The organism is Pseudarthrobacter cellobiosi (genome assembly GCF_023913755.1).
In the GTDB taxonomy this organism is placed as follows: domain Bacteria; phylum Actinomycetota; class Actinomycetes; order Actinomycetales; family Micrococcaceae; genus Arthrobacter; species Arthrobacter cellobiosi.
Genome location: NZ_JAMXBJ010000042.1, coordinates 83963 through 102019, shown reverse-complemented (window position 1 = coordinate 102019; position 18057 = coordinate 83963). Strand labels below are relative to the sequence as shown.

Genomic DNA, 18057 nt, shown 5'->3' with positions numbered 1-18057 from the left:
GTTGTCCTCCTACTTCTGGGTGGCGGGCCGGGCGGCCGAGATAACGGCGGCGTTCGACTGGGCGGCGGCGTTCTGCGCGTCGGATAGGGCGGCGTCGAGGTTTTCGGACAGTCCGCTGCGGCGCTTGACGGGCGGCGGAGCAAAGGCGCCCTGCCGGTGGAAGCCGGACTGCAGGGCAACCACGGCTTCGGTCATCCGGATGCCGGCGGAGATGCCGTCCACCACGGGAACGGGGATCTGTCCCTCAAGTTCGCGGGCGAGCCCGGCGAGCGGGGCACCTGCCAGGATCACGACGTCGGCCCCGTCCTCCGCGACAGCCTGCCGGCTGAGTGCCAGGAGCGTGTCCTTGAAGTCGGCCTGGACGGAGCCGATCGAGTTGAGGCTCTGGTTGATGGAACGAATCGAGGCCAGGCGGCCGCCGAGCCCGAAGTGCTCCACGCAGTCCCGGTACCAGGCGGTGATGCGGTCCGAGATGGCGATGATGGAGAAGCGCTGGCCCTGGAGGGCGGCTGCGCAGAGGGCGGCCTCGGTGATGCCGATGACCGGCACATCCACCAGTTCCTTGAGGGCCGGCATGCCGGGATCGCCGAACGCCGCCACCACGACGCCATCCACCTGGCCGTGATACTCGGCGATGATTTCGGCGACGGCGCCGGCGGCGATGAGGGATTCGAAGCGGGTTTCGATGTACTCGACGCCGTGCCCGGCAGTCCGCACGAGCAGCTCGGTGTCCGGCCCGGCCGAACGCACGGCCTCGGCTTCGATCAGCGCCGTGACGTCGGCACTGGTGTTGGGGTTGATGACCAGGAGTTTCATGGTTTTTTCCGATGCAGCTTGGGCTCGGCGGCGGTGGAGTCTTCGGGGAACTGCTCGCGGTACTTGCCGATGTGCGACGCCGATTGGGCGGCGGCGCGTTCCGGGTCGCCGCTGGCGATGGCGGCGTACAGGTCACGGTGTTCCTGGATCAGTTCCGGGAGGTCGCTGACGTGGCGGAAGAGCCAGTGCATGCGGCCCTGAAGGGGTTCCAGCGCTGAGCGGAGAAAGTCGTTGTTGGCGATGCGGGTGATGGCGTCGTGGAATTCGCTGTTGGCGCGGTGGGCTTCCAGGATGGATCCCTTGGCGAGGCAGCGGTCGGCCTCGTCCAGCAGGCCCTGGAGTTGTTCGAGGTCCTGGGCCGTGGCGCGGGCCGCGGCCAGCCGGCAGGCGAGGACCTCAAGGGACTGGCGGACGTCAAAGAGGTCTTCCACATCCTTGGCGCTCAGTCCGCTGACCTCCATGCCGCGGGAAGCACGGTCCCGGATCAGGCCTTCCTGGCGGAGCATCCGGAGGGCCTCGCGGACGGGAAGGCGCGAGACGTTGAATTCGGCGGCGAGGTCCCGCTCCACCAGCCGGGTGCCGGGCGCATAGTGGCCTTCGAAAATCCTCGTACGGAGCGTGTCACGCACGGTCTCCCGGAGGGGGCGGTCCGTGTTGTTCGTGTCTTCTGCGATAAGCAATTCTGGCTCCATTCGTGGTTCTTTCAGGCAGTGCGCCCGGCGTTCCCGGCCGGTGTCCGACCTTTCGGCGGTACAGGCCGTCGGGCCGGCCCGGTCAGGCGAGTTAGACCGGGAGGCGCTTGTTGTAGTTCAGTGTCAGCACGGAGACGCCCATGATGACCGCGGATCCTACAAAGTACAGCAGTGCCCAGGTGTAGGAGCCCGTGGCCCCGACAATCAGGCCTACCACAATCGGGGTGACGAAGCCCGCGATGTTGCCGCTGAAGTTCATGGCGCCGCCCAGGACGCCGGCATTGGTCCGGCCGCCCAGGATGGAGGGGATGCTCCAGAAGAGGCCCACCCAGCGGAGGAAGAACATGACCACGGACAGCAGGACTACCGCCGTCGTCGGATCCGCCACGATGGTGACGCCTACCAGGCCGCCGATGACCACAATGCTGGAGATGCCCAGCAGGGTACGCATGACCAAGTTGGCCGAGGCGCCGGAGTTGCGCCACTTGTCGGCGATGTGGCCGCCCAGGATTTCACCGACGAAGCCGGCTCCGAAGATCACGAAGGTGGACCAGCCGATGGTCTTCAGGTCGAAGCCCTTGGCCTGGGCGAGGTAGAGCGGGCCCCAGGTGAGCAGGCCGTAGAACACACCGTTGAAGCCCAGCCAGCCGAAGCACATGGCCCAGAAGGAACGGAACTTCAGGTACGGGAGCAGGGCGCGCTTGCCCGAGGCGCCTTCCTTCGCGGCTTCGGCATCTTCGGCGGCGTGCGAGGCCTCAATGTATTCGGCCTCGGCGGCGTTGACGCCGCGGTGCTGGCGCGGGTTGTCCCGGACGTACCACCAGACGGCCAGACCCATGAGGACCGTTGCGGCGCCGGCGATGATGAACGCCGTGCGCCAGCTGCCGGTTGACGCGATGAGCCCGGCGATCAGGATGCCGCCCAGACCGGCCCCGAGGGGGGCGCCGGCGTCCAGGATCGTGGCGCCGCGGCCGCGTTCCGACTTGTGCATCCAGATGGCGTTGAGCTTGCCGCCGGCCGGCATCACGCCGGCTTCGGTGACGCCGATGCCGAGCCGGGCGATGAACATGCTCAGGAAGCCGCCGGCCAGGCCGGATGCGGCGGTTGCCGCACCCCAGCCCACGCAGGAAGCCGTCATGACCTTGCGCGGACCGAACTTGTCGATCAGCCAGCCGACCGGGATCTGCATGAGCGCGTAGGTCCAGAAGAAGGCCGAGAGCAGGAGGCCCACGAGCTCGGGGGCGAGATTGAATTCCTTCTGGATGATGGGGAGGGCCACCGAGATGGAGCCCCTGTCGATGTAGTTGACGGCGACGAGGACCAGCAGGAGCAGGAACATTTTCCAGCGGACGTTGGTGCGACGTTGCACGCCGCCCTTGCCGGTTTTGTCGTCGGGGAGCGGTACAGCGGTTTCAGTATTTTGAAGAGACACAACTTCTCCTTTGCAGAGAGGAAGATTGCAGACGGGAAGAAAGGCTGGGTGTTCGCGGGGCAGGAGGCCGGCTGGTGGGGCGTCCTGGAGCCTAAATCCGGAGAAGCCGGGCTATGAACTGTGGCCTGGGATCCGGATCGCGATCTTTTGGGATCCCAATTTGGGATCCCAAAATTCAGAATAGAAGTGACCTGTACCACTGTCAAGGAATTTGTTCCGTTATGGCCCACCCGGGCCAAATCACCGATTGTGACCGCTGCCGGCGTTCCGGCTGGCGGCGTGGTTGCGGCCGACGTGGAGACGTTGAGGAGCCGGGCAATGGGCGCGCGAAAAGGCCCGCGGCGTCGCCGCGGACCCTTTCTGTCATGGCAGTTTCCGGCAGGGGCCGGGGGGCTCAGCTGCCCCGGTACGTGGAGTAGGCGAACGGGCTCAGCAGGAGCGGCACGTGGTAGTGGGCCTCCGATTCCACCACGCCAAACGTGAGGGTCACCTCGGGGAAGAACGTTTCGGTGCCGGTGGCGGCGAAGTATTTGCCCGTGTCGAAGGCCAGGCGGTAGGTCCCCGAAGGCAGCCGTTCCGGTCCCAGCTGTTTGATGCGTCCGTCCGCATCGGTGGCGCCCCCGGCGATCCGAACCCACCGCTCGCCGTCGAGCACGTGGAGGGTTACCGGGACCTCGGCCGCGGGTTTTCCGGAGCCTGTATCGAGTACATGGGTGGTGACGTGGGAGGTGCTCATCTGCCCATCAGTCCTTCGAGTCGGAGCACTGCGATTTCCCGCAACTGCTGGCCAATGATTGATTGTTCTGCTTCGGGGGTGTGGGCGAGCCTGGTGTTGAGGGCGGCCAGGATCTCCTCGCGGCTGCGGCCGGCGGCGCGGATCAGGAACACCTGCCCGAACTTCTCCTCGTAGGCCCGGTTGCCTTCCGCCAGGGCCTCGGCCACGGCAGCGTCGGCCACGCCCAGTCCGGCCTGTTCCGACTGGGACAGCTTCGCTTCCGCGCTGTCTCCGTGCGCCCGCTCGCCGATCCGCGGATGGTGGGCGAGGGCCGCTTCGATCTCCGCCGGAGTGAAGGGGTTGGCTGCGCTGCGGCCCGCCGCCAGGAGCGCGTCGAGGCTGGAATACGGCCGCGCGTCGGCGAGTTCGTCGATCCAGCGTTGGATGTCCAGGCAGGGGCGCAGGAAATCGGCAGCCTCCGGGCGGCCGGCCGTGTTGAACTGTTCAAGGTGCATAAAACAGATCCTCGTGTTTTGATGCTGGCATCCACGGTGTAGGGCTATGCGGATACTTTATTCCGCATCATGGAACTGTTATTTCAGCATATGCAAAAGTCAACCGCACCCACCGGCGGGTGTCAACTGTCGGGACGCTGCCTGGGTCACGCCCAAACAGAAGCGGACGACGGCGGGCGCTGGCGGCTTGCCCAGTGCCTCATCGATTGCCCACTGCGGAATGCGCCCGCTGGACGAACGGCGGATGCGGGGAAACTCCCTGTCGCCAGAATCTGATTCCAACAGTCCCCCTCGTGCTGCCATGCCACCTCCTTTGATGGTCTGCCCAGCATAGTGGCGGTCCCGTTGATCCGTACGAAATTACTCGTGAAGTTCGGGGCTACTCCTCGATAGTCACGCCGCGCCAGAAGGCGATCCGGTTCTCGATGGGCTTCGCCCGAGTCTTGGGTTCGCGGTAGAACCAGGCGGCATCGACGTTCAGCTTCCCGTCCACTTCCAGGGTGTGGTAGCCGGCCTGGCCCTTCCACGGGCAGACGGAGTACATGTCGCTGTCCTTGAGGTAGCCCGCATTGACGGCGTCGCGGGGGAAGTAGTGGTTGCCTTCCACTACCACCGTGTCCGCGGACTCGGCAATGACTTTTCCGTTCCAGATAGCCCTGACCATGTGGTTCCGTTCTCTAGGGGCCGCCTGCTGTGCGGACGGCGGGTCGCAGGTATGTCAACGGCCCGTGCGGTGTGCTTTGTTCCCGAGCACCTTCGGGAATGCTGCCTCCGGGCGCGGTGGTCTTCTCCGGTATCGTGGGTCCATGGTGCGGAACCTGGCCGACATCGGCGCTGAAGGTGTATTGCTCGCAGGGGCGGGCCGCGCCATCCTGCTGCAGATCGCGAACCCCGCGGTGGGCCATGGCGTCGCCGAGCACAGTGACTTTATTGCCCGTCCCCTGGACCGCTTCCGGGCTACCGTCACCTACGTCTACGCGGTCGTTTACGGAACAGAGGCCCAGGTCGCGGCCGTTCGCCGCAGCGTCAACCGGGCCCACTCCACGGTCCGCCGCAAGCCCGAATCCGGCTCCCACGGGTACAGCGCGTTCGATGCCCAGGCGCAATTATGGGTGGTGGCCACCCTGTACGACACAGCCATCACCGTCTACGAGAAAATCTACGGCCCGCTGGACGACGAGGCAGCCGACCTAATGTACAGCGACTACGCAAGAATCGGCACCGTCCTGCAACTGCCGGCGAACCTGTGGCCGGCCGACCGCGCAGCCTTCAGGACGTACTGGGACACGTCCCTTCTGACACTGGAGCTGGACGCCGTCACCGCCGGCGTCGGCCGCGACCTCCTGTACCCGCCGGCCGGGCCGCTCTGGCTGCGGATGAGCATGCCCCTGATCCGGTTCATCACCGCCGGGCTGCTGCCGGACCACTTGCGCGCCGGCTTCGGGCTGCCGTGGAGCGACCGCCACAGCCGCCTGTTCGACCGCACCACCCGGTGGTCCGCCCTGGTGTATCCACGGCTGCCGCGGCCGGTCCGGCACTGCGTCAAGAACTACTGCCTCGGCCGGCTCCGCACGGCTTAACGCAACCGGACGACGGCGGGAGGTCCTTGCCGTCGTCCGTCACGTAACCCGCTTGTATCCGGGGATGTCTCCGACAACGGGGTCGCGGCGGCTAAGGAAAGGATCGGGGCGGCCCTGGCTCCAGGGGCCCAGTCAACTGAGCCCCTGAGCTGGCAGGACATGCGCAGCGGTTCCAACTGGTCTGTCGCGGCGTTCGGAGGTATCGTCTACGGCTTCGCGATCGTAATCCTGATCGCCGTCGCCCTGACCATTGCCAGCGTGATCACGGGCACCGTACTCGCGGGCTACCGCGACTTCGGCGTGGCGAAGGCCCTGGGCTGCACACCCTGGCAGGTCATGGGTCTCCTTGTGGCCCAGGTTGGCGTGCCGGCAGGAATCGGGGCCCTGCTCGGGCTGCCGTTGGGAATCCTGGGCGGTGCATACTTCCTGGGCGAATCGGCGATTCAGCTGGGCCTGCCGGCGCCTTCGGCGCTCAACCCGCCGACTGATCCTGCTCGTGGCTGCCGGATTCATGCTGCTGGTGGTGGCTGCCGCGGCCATGCCCGGCCTGCGGGCGGCTCGATTGAGTGCGGCGACCGCCATCAGCCGTGGCCGCTCGCCGGGCCTTGGGAAACTGTCCCGGCGGAGCTCAGTGATCGTCCGGATGGGCCTGCCCAGGCACTTCGGGCTCGGCGCCGCTGCCGTGGTTGACCGTCCGGTGCGGGCACTGCTCACGGTCGGTGCGGTCGCAGCGTGCATGGCTGCACTGACGTTCGCGGCCACGTTTGGCCCCACCATGGATGGATTCATCAAGGACCGGGGCACCTGGGGCGGGGCGCAGGACGTCACCGTGTTCAAAGCACCCGGCGGCTCACCTGATCAAGTGCAGTCACTTCTTTCCCAACGTCCGGAGATCGCCTTCTCTGTAAAGACCTCCGGAGCCCGTTACGTCATGCCTGGCCAAGCCAAGGCACTCGCTGTCATGGGCGTGCATGGTGACGCCGAGGCCATGGGATTCCGTGCCGCCAAGGGCCGCTGGTTCGCCGCACCGGGGGAGGCCGTCATGAACGCCTTCACCGCCAAGGAGCTCGGTATAAAGCTGGGCGACACCGTGAGGGGAACTGTCAGCGGCACGGAGATGAGGCTTACGGTGGTGGGCCTGATGAACGATATCGACGTCCGCGGGTTCCGCGTCGACTGGAGTACCCTGGCCGCCGCGACACCCCACATGCAGCCTGATACGCATCTCCTCCGGCTGAAGGAAAGCGTGAGCCATCAGGAGTTCGTGGATTCACTCAACGCCCGGGCAGGCGATTTGATGCTGGCGACCTTCCTCGGTTACGAAGCAGACATGACTCCGATCGACCGCACCATTGGCGGTTTGTCGGCGGTGATCGTCCTGTTGGCCGTAGTGGGAACGTTCAACACGACGCTGCTGGCCATGCGGGAACGGCTGCGCGATACCGCTATCCTCAAGACGCTTGGCATGACCGGGGCACAGATCACCGGCATGGTCTTCACCTTCGCAGGAATACTGACCGTTGCGGCCACAGCCGTGGGGATACCACTGGGCCTGTGGATGCAGGAGAAAGTCATCAACGACGGCATCGGAGTAGTCTCCGGGTTCGTCGTGGACGTCGGGATTCTCGACGTCAGGAGCGTTGTCCTGATCGTGGCCGGAGCTCTCGCCGTGACGTTTCTCGGCGCGCTCGTCCCGGCCCGCAGGGCGCGCCGCTTGCCGGTGGCAGCGGTGCTGCGCTCCGAGTAGCGAATCGGAAGGTTAGCGGACGACGGCGGGACCTCCCGCCGTCGTCCGTTTTGCTTGGCCGGCCACTCGCTGTTCATTGCGCCGAAACCGCAGGGCTGCTGCACGTTATTCCGCGCCGGGAAGTCTTTTCACGCACCCGCCTGCGCGCTTCGCGGGCGGAATCAACGCAGAAACCCCGAGTTAGGACTTCCCCATGCGCCTGAACAGTTTCACCACCGCCGCCGCGGTGGCCCTCATCGCAGCCAGTGTTGGCACCGGGATCCAGCCCGCTACTGCCGCCGACGACGCGGCCGCCAGCCAGCAGGCGTTCAGCTTCGGTGTCATTGGCGACATCCCCTACGGTGCTGCCGAAATCGCGAAGTTTCCGGCGCGCATCCAGGACATCAATGCCGACAGCGCGCTGAAGTTTGTCACCCACGTCGGTGACATCAAGAACGGCTCTTCAGTCTGTTCGGACGAGTATTTCCAGGAGATCCGCGCCGAGTTCGACACCTTCGAGCACCCGCTGATTTTCACGCCGGGCGACAACGAATGGGTGGACTGCCACCGGACCAACAATGGCGCCTACAACCCGCTGGAGCGCCTGGACAAGCTGCGTGAGATCTTCTTCAACGAACCCGGCAAGACCCTGGGTGCCACGATGCCCGTCAAGACCCAGGAGAAGCTGGGCCTGCCCGAAGACGTCCGCTTCACCCAGAACCGCGTGGCCTTCTCCGTGGTCAACGTCCAGGGCAGCAACAACTCGCTCCAGCCGTGGACCGGCCTCGGCGAAACTACTGCCACCCCAGAGCAGCTGGCTGAAGTGGAGCACCGGACGCAGGCCGTCCTGGCCCAGCTGCGCGAGACCTTCAGCGACGCCACCCGCCGCAACGACCGGGCGGTGGTCCTCATGACCCAGGCTGACATGTTCGATCCCGCCCTGCTCGCGGCCGCCCGGGCCAACCCGGAAGCAGTGTCCGGCTTCCGGGAAATCGTCGCGACCATCGTCGAGGAAACCAACCGCTTTGACGGGCCGGTCTATCTCCTCAACGGTGACAGCCACGTCTACGCCGAGAACCAGCCCCTGGCTGAGGGCTCACCATGGCTGGCGGTTTACGGCCAGGCTCCCGCCGACGACCTGCAGCGCATCACCGTCGACGGCTCCAACAACGCCACCAACTATGTCAGGTTCACCGTGGCCGGAAACGGCGCCAAGGGCGCTGACATCCTGTCCTGGGAAAAGGTCTCCTTCAGCGGCTAGCAGCAAAGGTGGGCGGACGGCGGCGGCACGTTCCGCCGTCGTCCTCCCACCGCCGGAATGAATCCAGAAGGTTGAATGTTCAACCAAGCCTGGACTTTGGCATCGTCACCTTCGGAGAGCTTTCCCGCAACATCAGCACTGTGAGCCGCTGTCATCTCAGCAGCGGCCCAAGGAGATCATCGAGCCCGCCAGCCGGCCGACCAGGCGGGCCTGAAATTCCTGGGGCTGGGTGAGCACCACCGGCGCGACTTCGCACTGTCCGCCCCCGAAATCGTGATGGCGGCCATCGCCCGGGAAGCCACCAACTTCAGGCTCAGCACTGCCAGCACGGTACTGTCAACGCAGGACCCCGTGAGGCTCTTCGAGCAGATCGCCACGCTTGGCCTGATCAGCGACGGCCGCGCCGAAATCATTGCCGGCCGCGGGGCGTTCATCGAGTCCTACCCGCTGTTCGGCCACAACACGGACGACTACGCCATGCCGGCCGTCAATCGTGAGATCGGCACCGCTGCCCCCGCGTAGAATTCGGGTCTGGCCTGACTTCGCCGCCGGCCCTACAATCGGGAAATGGACGCAGCCGGCCCAGTCACCACCGGATACGCCCTCGGGGGGGGGAAACCATAACTATGTCCCCAATGGTGCCGGCAAAGGATGCGCACAATGACAGATATCCAAGGGCTCATTAATTCCCTCGCGCCGGAAGTCCTGGCAGCACTTCGCGAGCGCGGCCCGGACCAACACCTGGACCGGGACACACTCGATGCTTTTGACCGGGCCGCCGGCGGCCCTGGGGAAGGCCGCGGCTACTACATTGTCCGGGGCAGCCTGACGCCCTTGGAACGCCGCCACTATTTCCTCCGCGACGACGTCGCCGCGGCCATCTTTGCGCCCTCGTCACTGGAGGCAGCGAAAGGCGCGGACGCCTGACCGCCCGGGGGCTCCTGAGCGCATTAACCACAAAACAAAAGCGGCCGACGACGGGAACTTCCCGTCGTCGGCCTTCCTCTCCTGCGGCGCCCGGTAGAGCCGCGTTGAAGTTGTTCGGTAGCTTGCCGGCGTGCCCTCAAGGCGGTCATCGATCGCACGTGAGGGCGCACCATCTTTCGGCAGCCCGGTAACGAATCCCTGTCATGAACTATTACAGCCAAGCGGCGCAGGAACGGGTTCGGGACGCCGCATACGACGCAGTCGAGAAAGTCCTCAACAGCATGTTCGAACCGTTGAACCGGCAGGCCCTCACGGCGCGCTGGAACCAAGCCTGCGAAGCCATGGCGAAGCACCTGGAAGCGCGGGACGCCGGCGAGGAGTAGGACCCACACCTTCGGTCTCAAATAAGATTGACGGACGATCGAGATCGAAGGGTTTGAGCTGTCCATGAAGGTCACCACCACAACGCTCCAGATGCTCCAGCCGCCCGCCTGGGCGGCGCGCCCGTTGCCCGATGAGGCATCTCTGGACCGGGCCGTGGGGGTCACTCCCGAGTTCGCCCGCTTCCTCTATGGCCTGGTCGGCGGGCCGTGGCACTGGACGGATCGGCTCGAGTGGACACGGCAGCAGTGGGCCGAGGAACTTGCGGTACCGGGGACGGAATTCTGGGTCCACACTTGCACGCTGGACGGTCCCGCGGCCCTGGCAAACTACCAGTCCCGTGGCTTTGAGCCCTGCGGGACCGAGGACGCGGACACGGAAGTGGCGGAAGAGCCGCTCGGTTCCTGGGTGGCCACGGCGGTCGATAATGGCCGCATAACTGACGCGGACCACTGACGGTCGCATCTGCTGCAAACCCGCCGGCAGCCGTAGGCTGGAACCGACAAGAGGGTGACCGAAAGGGTGACATGTCGGAAACGATAACGGCCGGGCTGCTGGGCGAAGTGATGGCCGAGCTGGCCGTGCTTGAGGACCCGAAGATGCGCGAGGCGAACGAGAAGCGCGGCGACGACCACGGCGTGAACCTGTCCAAGCTGCGCGCGGTCGCGAAGCGGCTGAAGACGCAGCAGGAACTCGCGCGCGAGCTCTGGTCCACGAACGACACTCCGGCCAGGTTGGTTGCGCTGCTGATCTGCCGGCCGAAGGCCTTCGAACGCGACGAACTGGACTCCATGCTCCGCGAGGCGCGCGCCCCCAAAGTGCACGACTGGCTCGTGAATTACGTCGTGAAGAAGAGCCCGCACGCGGAGGACCTGCGCGTGGCCTGGATGGCTGACCCGGATCCGGTGGTCGCCAGCGCCGGTTGGGCCCTGACCAGCGAACGGGTGGCGAAAAAGCCCGCAGGGTTCGACCTCCCGGGGCTGCTGGACTATCGAGGCCCAGATGAAGGACGCCCCGGACCGGCTGCAGTGGGCGATGAACCACACGCTGGCCTTCATCGGGATCGAGCACGCCGAGCACCGGGCCCGGACGCTCGATATCGGCGAACGGCTCGAGGTCCTCAAGGACTACCCGACGCCCCCGAACTGCACGTCACCGTTCGCGCCGATCTGGATCAACGAGATGGTGAGCCGCCAAGCCACGGCGTAAGGCTGTCGGCCCGGAACCAAAACGAAAGCGGACGACGCCGGGAACCTCCCGCCGTCGTCCGCTTCAGTTTTAGCCGTGAACCGATCAGACGGTGGCGAGCTGGCGTTCCTGGCCACGGACGCTGACCGTGAATGTGTTGGGGCCGCTGCACTGGACCGCAATGCGGCATTTGGTGGTGTTCGCCTTGACCGAGAGGTCGTGCACAACGCTCTCCAGGGTGTGCTCAATCGCAGACCGGTCCCAGATTTTCAGCGTGATGGAGTCAGTGTTTTCAAACGTCATTGTCAGTACTTTCGCTCATGCAGTTAACGGCTCCACGTCGTCCTTGAGGGGGCCGCATCCTCGTCGGTGAGGATTGCTGATCTTGGTAGTGCGGGAACGGGGTCCCGATCTCATGGTTCATGCTTGCCGCCGAGATTTGCAACAGAAATGGCCAAAGTGTGAGCGATTACACGCTCACAGTGGCCTTAGTTACTGACGGCGGCGTAAAGGTTCAGGGACGCCGAAAACACCAGCCACGAGACGTTCGGCAGCATCAGCAGGCCGGCCGTTGGGCTGATGGGTCCGAAGCGCAGAACTGTCAGGGCTGCTGTGAGGATGAGGGCGGCGAGGACGGCCAGAGCCAGCCAGAGCGCCGCGGTCCCCAGCGCGGGATACAGCCCGAAGAACGTTATGGGCCAGAGCAGGTTCAAGGCCAGTTGTAGCCAGTAGAGCCTGAGTGCGCGGCGGCGCGGGTAGCGCCGCTGCCGCCACACCAGCCAGGCCGCCACGGCCATTGCCGCGTAGAGGACCAGCCAGACTGACGTGAACATCAGCCCGGGAGGCGTCCAGGGGGCCTTGTCCGCCAGGGCGTACCAGCCGCCGGCAGCCGTTCGGATCGGGAGGGAACCCACGAACGACACGGCCCAGGAAAGCGCGAGGAAGCCGATCAGGGCGGCAACCTGCCGCCGTCGGGACGGCCCGTCCGGGACTGCCGGACCTTGCGTTTCGGTGGGGACGGTGTCAGGCACTGACCCACTGTGGACAATGGCGGGTATCCGCGTCAAACCGGGAGGCGGCGGAGGTCTCCGTCAGGGCCCCTTCGAGATGGCATTTCGCGGCAATGTTGACCGGCGGAACTGCCGTGAAATGCCATCTCGCGGACCGCATTCAAGCCTTGACACCCTGCCGCCCCGAGAGTATCGTACAACCAAATGGTTGTAGATCAGCTCAGAGACGCGGACATGGACCGCCTGTTCCAGGCGCTCTCGGACGCCACCCGGCGGGACATTGTCCGGCGGGTGACGGCGGGCGAGTATTCCGTCTCCGGCCTCGCCGCCCTCTACGCCATGAGCTTCGCCGCCGTCCAGAAGCATGTGGCGGTGTTGGAGCGGGCTTCCCTGGTAACAAAGGAGAAACGCGGTAGGGAGCAGATCGTGCGGGGTAACCACGAAGGACTGCAGAAGGCCCGCCGGCTGCTCGATGAGTATGAGAGGATCTGGCGGCAGCGTGCCGGGCGGATCGCAGACATTCTGGCTGAAGGATAGGAAGGTTTTGCAATGCCTGTTATCAGTTCCACCAAGAATCTCGAAGCGCTCAGCTTCACCCTAGTGGCCGAGTTCGATGCCGGCGTCGAGCAGGTCTGGCAGATCTGGGAAGACCCCCGGCAGCTCGAGCGCTGGTGGGGTCCGCCCACCTGGCCGGCCACGTTTGAGGCGTTCGACTTCCAGCCCGGCGGGAAGGCCGGCTACTACATGACGGGCCCCGAGGGGGAGAAGGCCAGCGGCTGGTGGCGCTTCACCGCCATCGAGGCTCCGCGCAAGCTCGAGTTCGACGACGGCTTCGCCGATGACGACGGCGCCCCGAAGGAGGCCATGGGAATCACGCATGCCGCCGTTGACCTCGAAGACCTCGGCGGCCGCACCCGGATGACCGTTCTATCCACCTTCGAGTCCGAAGAGCAGATGGAACAGATGGTCCAGATGGGTATGGAAGAGGGCATGCGGGAGGCTGCTGGCCAGATCGACGCACTGCTCGCGGAACACGCCCGCGCCTGAGTGACGCTGTTCGGTGTGGACAAGGACGACGCCGGCGTTGCCGGTGGCAGCCAGATGGCCGCGCTGTCCGCCGGCTACTCGGCGGTCTTCCTGTGGGCCGCCGGCGTAGCCATCCTGATCGCGCCGCTGGCACTTCTCCATATCACCATCACCAAGGAGACGTTCAGCGGCGGCGACGAGAACCAGCCCATCCACCTGGGCTGACCCACTCGTTTAGCGCGAAGGGACACTTGGGGCCCCAGGATCCGGGCCTCAAGTGTCCTTTCGCGCGTGGTGGTGGCCGCTCCTACGTAGGCGGCGTTGCAGGTTAGTGCGTCAGGTCCTTGCCCTTCGTTTCCGGGATGGTGAACACAACCGCGATGCTGACGGCCAGCAGAAGTACCGCATAGACGTTGAAGAGGTTGGCTTGCCCAATCGAGCCGAGCCAGGCCTGCAGGTACGGTGCCGTTCCACCGAAGGCTGCAACCGCGATGGAATAGGGGACGCCCACACCAACGGTGCGGATTTTGGTGGGGAACAGCTCGGCGTACACGGCCGGTACGATCGCGGCCGCTCCTGCGATGAAGAACAGCATGACGGACATGGTGACCGTGAGCTGCCACGGGGAGTCCTTCAGCAGCCAGGTCATGGGGAAATGGAACAGCGCGGCGCCGGCGGCGCTCATGATCATGACGGGCTTGCGTCCAATGCGGTCCGACAGCTTGCCCCAGAACGGAAGTGCGGCGATGAACAGTACATTGGCTATAACGCTGGCCCAAAGGGTCTCTCCGCGGTCCATCTTCAGCACAGACGCGGCGTAGCTGGGCGTCACGATACCCCAGATGTAGTAAGCCACGGTCAGGCCGACGGTCAGTCCGATAACCTGCAGGGCCTGCTTGCGGTGCCGGTAGATCTGCGGCCACATCGGCTCGTGCTTTTCCTTGGGCGATTCTGCCTCGAAGACCGCGGTTTCCTTCAGTCGCGCCCTCATGATCAGGGCGTACAGGCCCATGATGCCGCCGATGATGAACGGGATCCGCCAGCCCCAGGCGCCCATGTCAGCCTTGCTCAGGACGTTGGACAAGGTGGCGCCAAGGATGGTTCCGGCCAGGATACCGACGGTGCCGGAGGTGTAGATGAGCGTTGCCCAGAAGCCGCGCTTTTCCTTCGGTGCCATTTCGGAGAGGTATGTCTGCGACGACGGCAGCTCGCCGCCGTGGGCAAGGCCTTGGATCAGCCGGGCCACCAGCAGCATGACTGAGGCAAAGGCCCCGACGGCTTCGAAGGTCGGTGCGATACCGATCAGCAGGCTGCCCAGAGCAGCGAGCCCGACGGCGAACGTCATGGACGTCTTGCGGCCGATCCGGTCACCGATCCAGCCGAACACGAAGCCGCCGAATGGGCGGGCGACAAAGCCGACGGCGAAGATCGCCAGCGTGGCGAGGAAGGCCGACGTCGGATCCTCCTTGCTGAACAGGGCGCTCGCGATAAAAGGCGCGAAGGTTGCGTAGATGGCCCAGTCATACCACTCGACGGCGTTGCCGATGCCGGTGCCGACGAGGGTGCGCAGGTGGGACTTGTGAACCTGGACGTCTGCTGGGACGCCTGCAGTTGTGGTCATTGTGTACTCCAGGATTTGAGGGTTTTAGTGGGCCGAAGCCAAGGCTGCGATGCGGGAGACGGCCAACTCGGTGTAAAGAGCAGTTCCGTCGGACAGGACGCCGTCGTCAAAGGCGGCGTATGGGGAGTGGTTGAAAGCGGTGGTGGTGTGGTCGGCGCCGGGGGCGACGGCGCTGAGCCCGATAAACGTCCCGGGTACTTCCGCCAGCACCCTCGAAAAATCCTCGGATCCACTGAGCGGGGTGGCCCAGCGGGTGAGGCGCGAGTGTCCAAAGAGGTTTTCGATGGTCTTCTCCGCGGTGCGCGTTTCGTCGTCGTCGTTGACGGTGAGGGGGTACTCGTGACGGTAGTCGACGTCCACCTCGAGGCCGTGGGCAGCGGCGATGCCCTTCAGCAGCGTGGGAACCGCGGCCATCATCCGTTCCCGGGCAGACTCCGAGAAAGTCCGGATGGTGGCCTCGATGCTGGCTGATTCCGGAATGATGTTGCGCTTCGTGCCTGCCTGGAGGACGCCCACCGTCAGGACAACCGGATCGAACACGTTGAACTGGCGGGTGATCATGACCTGCAAGGCGGTCACCATTTCGGCGGCCGCAGTGACCGGATCCTTGGCCGCGTGCGGGGCAGAACCGTGGCCGCCCGCGCCCAGCACCGTAACGGTGAGGGCATCCGAAGCGCTCAGCATCACACCGGACTTGGTGCAGAACCGGCCATGGGGCTCCAGCGCCGAAAACACGTGCATCCCGTAGGCGGCATCAACCCGGCGTCCGGCCGCGTCCAGTACGCCCTCGCGGATCATGTGGGATGCCCCGTCCCAGCCTTCTTCGCCTGGCTGGAACATCAGCACCACGTCGCCCGCCAGCTGGTCCCGGCGCTCGGCCAAAAGGGTGGCGGCTCCGGCCAGCATGGCCGTGTGAAGGTCGTGCCCGCAGGCGTGCATGGCGCCGTCGATCTTGGACGCGAACTGGACGCCGGTGCGTTCCTGGACGGGGAGGCCGTCCATGTCGGCCCGCAGGAGGACCGCTGGTTTCGTTGCCGATGCGTGCGGCGCGGTGCCGCGCAAGACGGCCGTGACCGACGTCGTGCTTTTGCCCAGGGTGATTTCGAACGGCAGGCCGTCGAGCGCCTTGAGGACTTTTTCCTGGGTCCGGGGGAGGTCCAGGCCGATCTCCGGTTCCTGATGCAGCTCGTGACGCAGCCGGCCAAGGTCGGCCTGCAGATCCTTCGCATCGGTGATGATCGACATCTACTCTCCTAAATTTCTGAACGTTTGGTCAGCGACCTGATCCCATTGTGTGGTGATGTGGTTCACAGGCTGGGAAATAGCTGAAAAAAATCAAAAGTATGATGGATACGGCAGGATTCATTCACCAGAGATAGAAGCGTGCGAAGTGGTACTCAGCGAGGAAGACCTTGCCCTGATCAACGTGCTGCAGGTCGCGCCGCGGATCAGCTGGTCGGATGCAGCCGATGTGCTGGGAGTGCACGCCACAACGCTGGCTGCGCGCTGGGACAGGCTGAGATTGTCGGGGGCGGCCTGGACGACGGCCCACCTGATCGGCGATCCCAAAAAGATGTGCCTGGCACTGGTGAGCGTGGATTGTGAAATGCAGTTGCGCGCGGAGGTGACCGCGGCGCTCGCCGCCATCCCTGAGGTGGTCACAGTGGAGGAGGCGGCAAGCAACAGGGACCTCATGCTGACGGTCATAGCGCCCACCTTGGCCCGGTTCACGGATCATGTCCTTCCGCGGTTCAAGGAGATCCGCGGGTTGGTGAAGTACCGGACCTCGCTGGGTACCCGTCTGCACTCCGCTGGCCATGCGTGGCGGCTCAATACCTTGGACAAGGCGAAGCAGAATGCGCTTTCGGCCGTTGCCAGTCCTGAAGTCACCGGTTCGGCAGCCTCGAGACCCGGGGCGCCACTGCCGCCCAGCCACCTGGATCTGATCCCGTTCCTGGCGCGGGACGCGCGAGCGAGCGCAGCGGACATCGCGCGCAGCCTGGGCCGGAGCCCGGCGACGGTCCAGCGGCAGCTCAACAGGGTGGTATCCAGCGGGCTGCTGTCCTTCCGTTGTGAAATTGCCCAGAATCTCTCCGGCTACCCGGTGAGCTGTCAGTGGTTCGCCAGCGTGCCGCCGGGCCAGCACGAGGCCGCGGCCGCTGAACTCCGCAGCCTCCGCACTGTCCGGTTCAGCGCGTCCACCACCGGAGGCACAAATTTTGTGATCCTCATGTGGCTGAATTCGCTGGCCGATGTGATGAACGCCGAATTGGCCCTCCAGCAACGCATTCCGCAGATCGAGCTCGTGGAGAGCGTCGTGATCCTGAGCAGCGCCAAGCGGATGGGCTGGATGCTGAACCCGGATTCGACGGCGAGCGGCGCCGTCGTGGTCTCAACCGCGGAGCTGCCGTCCGTAGGGTTCCCCTGAGCTTCCAAGCGGCTGCCATTGGCACCGTTGAAATCAGATGCGGACGCTTGAATACTGGAAAAAAGACTCGATTCAGGCACGAAGGCGGTGGCATTTTATGAGCGGCGGGGCGGGGTATTTCAAGCGCCGGCTGGAACGTGCCGTGGAGCTGCGTTCCTACCGCGGAGCGGGGATCAACGCTGAAGAAGAGGCGGAACTCGAGGCCGCCGAAGCGCAGGAACGGGACACACGCAAGAAGGTGGACGATGCCCAGCGGGCGGAGTATCTGATCCGGGACGCCATGGCACAGGGCAAATTCGACAACCTCAAATACGCCGGCAAGCCCATCCCCGGGCTCGGGGAGGCCTACGATCCCGATTGGTGGGTCAAGGGCCTGATCCAGCGTGAGAATATCAGCGGACTGGGGCCCAAAGCCATCCTGCTCCGCACCGAAGACGCCGAACTGGACGGCCGGCTTGATGCGCAGTTCACCGAAAAGCAGGTCAGGGACATCCTGGCCGATTTCAATGCCCGGGTGGTCGACGCCCGCCGCCAGCTCCAGGGCGGCCCGCCCGTCATCACCAAAACGCGCGACGTCGAAACGGAAGTAGCGCGCTGGCGTGAACGCCGCGCCGCCCGCGCACAGGACGCCCTACCCGAACCTGAGCCGCAGCGCTCCTGGTGGCAGCGGCTCTGGCGCGGCACCACTTAGCTGAGTGGACGAGGGGCAACGGACGACGGCGGCGCCTCCCGCCGTCGT

At 65.2% G+C, this 18057-nt stretch carries 23 protein-coding genes and 1 pseudogene; 14 read left to right on the top strand and 10 right to left on the bottom strand.

What is annotated here, in order from left to right; all coding sequences use genetic code 11:
* Nucleotides 1–9 precede the first annotated feature (9 nt).
* The 6 genes from NG696_RS09285 to NG696_RS09260 all read right to left on the bottom strand — a co-directional run bounded on the left by NG696_RS09285 (nt 10) and on the right by NG696_RS09260 (nt 4834).
* The gene (locus NG696_RS09285; protein ID WP_252570525.1) at nt 10–816 is read right to left on the bottom strand and encodes an aspartate/glutamate racemase family protein; all 807 of its coding nucleotides are present in this window, start codon (nt 814–816) and stop codon (nt 10–12) included.
* Entirely contained in the window at nt 813–1496 is a 684-nt protein-coding gene (locus tag NG696_RS09280) for a GntR family transcriptional regulator (protein WP_104060664.1), read from the bottom strand. Before NG696_RS09280 ends, NG696_RS09285 begins: the two co-directional genes overlap by 4 nt.
* A 103-nt stretch (nt 1497–1599) precedes the next feature.
* Entirely contained in the window at nt 1600–2940 is a 1341-nt protein-coding gene (locus tag NG696_RS09275) for an MFS transporter (RefSeq protein WP_252575250.1), read from the bottom strand.
* Between the two features lie 394 nt (nt 2941–3334).
* A complete protein-coding gene (gene uraH / locus NG696_RS09270; RefSeq protein WP_252575249.1) occupies nt 3335–3676 on the bottom strand; it encodes a hydroxyisourate hydrolase in 342 nt (113 codons plus the stop codon).
* Nucleotides 3673–4170, bottom strand: coding sequence for a 2-oxo-4-hydroxy-4-carboxy-5-ureidoimidazoline decarboxylase (uraD, locus tag NG696_RS09265; RefSeq protein ID WP_252575248.1), 498 nt, complete (start codon nt 4168–4170; stop codon nt 3673–3675). The genes uraH and uraD overlap by 4 nt, the downstream gene beginning before the upstream one ends.
* Nucleotides 4171–4549: 379 nt before the next feature.
* On the bottom strand, nt 4550–4834 hold the full coding sequence (locus tag NG696_RS09260; RefSeq protein ID WP_252570517.1) for a DUF427 domain-containing protein: 285 nt from the start codon (nt 4832–4834) through the stop codon (nt 4550–4552).
* 142 nt (nt 4835–4976) lie between these two features.
* Here NG696_RS09260 and NG696_RS09255 point away from each other — a divergent pair, with 142 nt between their 5' ends.
* The 9 genes and pseudogenes from NG696_RS09255 (at nt 4977) to NG696_RS09215 (ending at nt 11254) form a co-directional block, all read left to right on the top strand.
* On the top strand, nt 4977–5750 hold the full coding sequence (locus NG696_RS09255) for an oxygenase MpaB family protein (protein WP_252570516.1): 774 nt from the start codon (nt 4977–4979) through the stop codon (nt 5748–5750).
* A 159-nt stretch (nt 5751–5909) separates the two neighbouring features.
* On the top strand, nt 5910–6440 hold the full coding sequence (locus NG696_RS09250; protein ID WP_252575247.1) for an FtsX-like permease family protein: 531 nt from the start codon (nt 5910–5912) through the stop codon (nt 6438–6440).
* On the top strand, nt 6382–7497 hold the full coding sequence (locus NG696_RS20955) for an ABC transporter permease (RefSeq protein WP_252575246.1): 1116 nt from the start codon (nt 6382–6384) through the stop codon (nt 7495–7497). The genes NG696_RS09250 and NG696_RS20955 overlap by 59 nt, the downstream gene beginning before the upstream one ends.
* A gap of 193 nt (nt 7498–7690) precedes the next feature.
* Nucleotides 7691–8737: a metallophosphoesterase family protein gene (locus NG696_RS09240; RefSeq protein WP_252570510.1), complete on the top strand. Its 1047-nt coding sequence runs from the start codon at nt 7691–7693 to the stop codon at nt 8735–8737.
* A gap of 153 nt (nt 8738–8890) precedes the next feature.
* On the top strand, nt 8891–9259 hold the full coding sequence (locus tag NG696_RS09235; RefSeq protein WP_308291959.1) for an LLM class flavin-dependent oxidoreductase: 369 nt from the start codon (nt 8891–8893) through the stop codon (nt 9257–9259).
* A gap of 138 nt (nt 9260–9397) precedes the next feature.
* Nucleotides 9398–9664 (top strand): hypothetical protein, encoded by a 267-nt coding sequence (locus NG696_RS09230; RefSeq protein ID WP_252570508.1) that lies wholly within the window; start codon nt 9398–9400, stop codon nt 9662–9664.
* Nucleotides 9665–9867: 203 nt separating this feature from the next.
* The gene (locus tag NG696_RS09225) at nt 9868–10047 is read left to right on the top strand and encodes a hypothetical protein (protein ID WP_252570505.1); all 180 of its coding nucleotides are present in this window, start codon (nt 9868–9870) and stop codon (nt 10045–10047) included.
* A 64-nt stretch (nt 10048–10111) separates the two neighbouring features.
* The gene (locus NG696_RS09220; RefSeq protein WP_252575245.1) at nt 10112–10501 is read left to right on the top strand and encodes a hypothetical protein; all 390 of its coding nucleotides are present in this window, start codon (nt 10112–10114) and stop codon (nt 10499–10501) included.
* Nucleotides 10502–10572: 71 nt separating this feature from the next.
* Nucleotides 10573–11254: pseudogene (locus NG696_RS09215) on the top strand (DNA alkylation repair protein).
* 84 nt (nt 11255–11338) lie between these two features.
* Here NG696_RS09215 and NG696_RS09210 read toward each other — a convergent pair.
* Together NG696_RS09210 and NG696_RS09205 are read right to left on the bottom strand one after the other, a co-directional pair.
* The gene (locus NG696_RS09210; protein ID WP_141141656.1) at nt 11339–11536 is read right to left on the bottom strand and encodes a hypothetical protein; all 198 of its coding nucleotides are present in this window, start codon (nt 11534–11536) and stop codon (nt 11339–11341) included.
* Between the two features lie 185 nt (nt 11537–11721).
* Entirely contained in the window at nt 11722–12264 is a 543-nt protein-coding gene (locus NG696_RS09205; RefSeq protein WP_252570499.1) for a TspO/MBR family protein, read from the bottom strand.
* A 183-nt stretch (nt 12265–12447) separates the two neighbouring features.
* Here NG696_RS09205 and NG696_RS09200 point away from each other — a divergent pair, with 183 nt between their 5' ends.
* From NG696_RS09200 to NG696_RS09190, 3 genes are read left to right on the top strand one after another with little or no spacing between them, the layout of a single operon-like run.
* Nucleotides 12448–12780 carry an ArsR/SmtB family transcription factor gene (locus tag NG696_RS09200; RefSeq protein WP_252575244.1) on the top strand — a complete coding sequence of 111 codons (333 nt, stop codon included), beginning with the start codon at nt 12448–12450 and terminating at the stop codon, nt 12778–12780.
* 12 nt (nt 12781–12792) lie between these two features.
* A complete protein-coding gene (locus tag NG696_RS09195; protein WP_252570495.1) occupies nt 12793–13290 on the top strand; it encodes an SRPBCC family protein in 498 nt (165 codons plus the stop codon).
* Between the two features lie 15 nt (nt 13291–13305).
* Nucleotides 13306–13494, top strand: coding sequence for a hypothetical protein (locus NG696_RS09190; protein WP_252575243.1), 189 nt, complete (start codon nt 13306–13308; stop codon nt 13492–13494).
* Between the two features lie 103 nt (nt 13495–13597).
* Here the strand turns inward: NG696_RS09190 and NG696_RS09185 are convergent, their stop codons facing one another.
* Both NG696_RS09185 and NG696_RS09180 read right to left on the bottom strand, forming a co-directional pair.
* On the bottom strand, nt 13598–14890 hold the full coding sequence (locus NG696_RS09185) for an MFS transporter (protein ID WP_252570491.1): 1293 nt from the start codon (nt 14888–14890) through the stop codon (nt 13598–13600).
* A 24-nt stretch (nt 14891–14914) separates the two neighbouring features.
* Complete coding sequence (locus NG696_RS09180) at nt 14915–16135, bottom strand: M20 metallopeptidase family protein (protein WP_252575242.1); 1221 nt, start codon at nt 16133–16135, stop codon at nt 14915–14917.
* 145 nt (nt 16136–16280) lie between these two features.
* Between NG696_RS09180 and NG696_RS09175 the strand changes: the two genes are divergently transcribed.
* Together NG696_RS09175 and NG696_RS09170 are read left to right on the top strand one after the other, a co-directional pair.
* Entirely contained in the window at nt 16281–17318 is a 1038-nt protein-coding gene (locus tag NG696_RS09175) for an Lrp/AsnC family transcriptional regulator (protein WP_252570487.1), read from the top strand.
* A gap of 97 nt (nt 17319–17415) precedes the next feature.
* Nucleotides 17416–18009 (top strand): DnaJ family domain-containing protein, encoded by a 594-nt coding sequence (locus tag NG696_RS09170; protein ID WP_104060595.1) that lies wholly within the window; start codon nt 17416–17418, stop codon nt 18007–18009.
* Nucleotides 18010–18057: the final 48 nt, after the last annotated feature.

Bases quoted from the DNA above. Each gene is read 5' to 3' on its own strand.
- NG696_RS09195 (WP_252570495.1), top strand. From the start codon at position 12,793: ATGCCTGTTATCAGTTCCACCAAGAATCTCGAAGCGCTCAGCTTCACC.
- NG696_RS09240 (WP_252570510.1), top strand. From the start codon at position 7,691: ATGCGCCTGAACAGTTTCACCACCGCCGCCGCGGTGGCCCTCATCGCA.
- uraD (WP_252575248.1), bottom strand. From the start codon at position 4,170: ATGCACCTTGAACAGTTCAACACGGCCGGCCGCCCGGAGGCTGCCGAT.
- NG696_RS09210 (WP_141141656.1), bottom strand. From the start codon at position 11,536: ATGACGTTTGAAAACACTGACTCCATCACGCTGAAAATCTGGGACCGG.
- NG696_RS09180 (WP_252575242.1), bottom strand. From the start codon at position 16,135: ATGTCGATCATCACCGATGCGAAGGATCTGCAGGCCGACCTTGGCCGG.
- NG696_RS09200 (WP_252575244.1), top strand. From the start codon at position 12,448: ATGGTTGTAGATCAGCTCAGAGACGCGGACATGGACCGCCTGTTCCAG.
- NG696_RS09170 (WP_104060595.1), top strand. From the start codon at position 17,416: ATGAGCGGCGGGGCGGGGTATTTCAAGCGCCGGCTGGAACGTGCCGTG.
- NG696_RS09285 (WP_252570525.1), bottom strand. From the start codon at position 816: ATGAAACTCCTGGTCATCAACCCCAACACCAGTGCCGACGTCACGGCG.
- NG696_RS09220 (WP_252575245.1), top strand. From the start codon at position 10,112: ATGAAGGTCACCACCACAACGCTCCAGATGCTCCAGCCGCCCGCCTGG.
- NG696_RS09255 (WP_252570516.1), top strand. From the start codon at position 4,977: ATGGTGCGGAACCTGGCCGACATCGGCGCTGAAGGTGTATTGCTCGCA.
- uraH (WP_252575249.1), bottom strand. From the start codon at position 3,676: ATGAGCACCTCCCACGTCACCACCCATGTACTCGATACAGGCTCCGGA.
- NG696_RS09185 (WP_252570491.1), bottom strand. From the start codon at position 14,890: ATGACCACAACTGCAGGCGTCCCAGCAGACGTCCAGGTTCACAAGTCC.
- NG696_RS09250 (WP_252575247.1), top strand. From the start codon at position 5,910: ATGCGCAGCGGTTCCAACTGGTCTGTCGCGGCGTTCGGAGGTATCGTC.
- NG696_RS09260 (WP_252570517.1), bottom strand. From the start codon at position 4,834: ATGGTCAGGGCTATCTGGAACGGAAAAGTCATTGCCGAGTCCGCGGAC.
- NG696_RS09230 (WP_252570508.1), top strand. From the start codon at position 9,398: ATGACAGATATCCAAGGGCTCATTAATTCCCTCGCGCCGGAAGTCCTG.
- NG696_RS09225 (WP_252570505.1), top strand. From the start codon at position 9,868: ATGAACTATTACAGCCAAGCGGCGCAGGAACGGGTTCGGGACGCCGCA.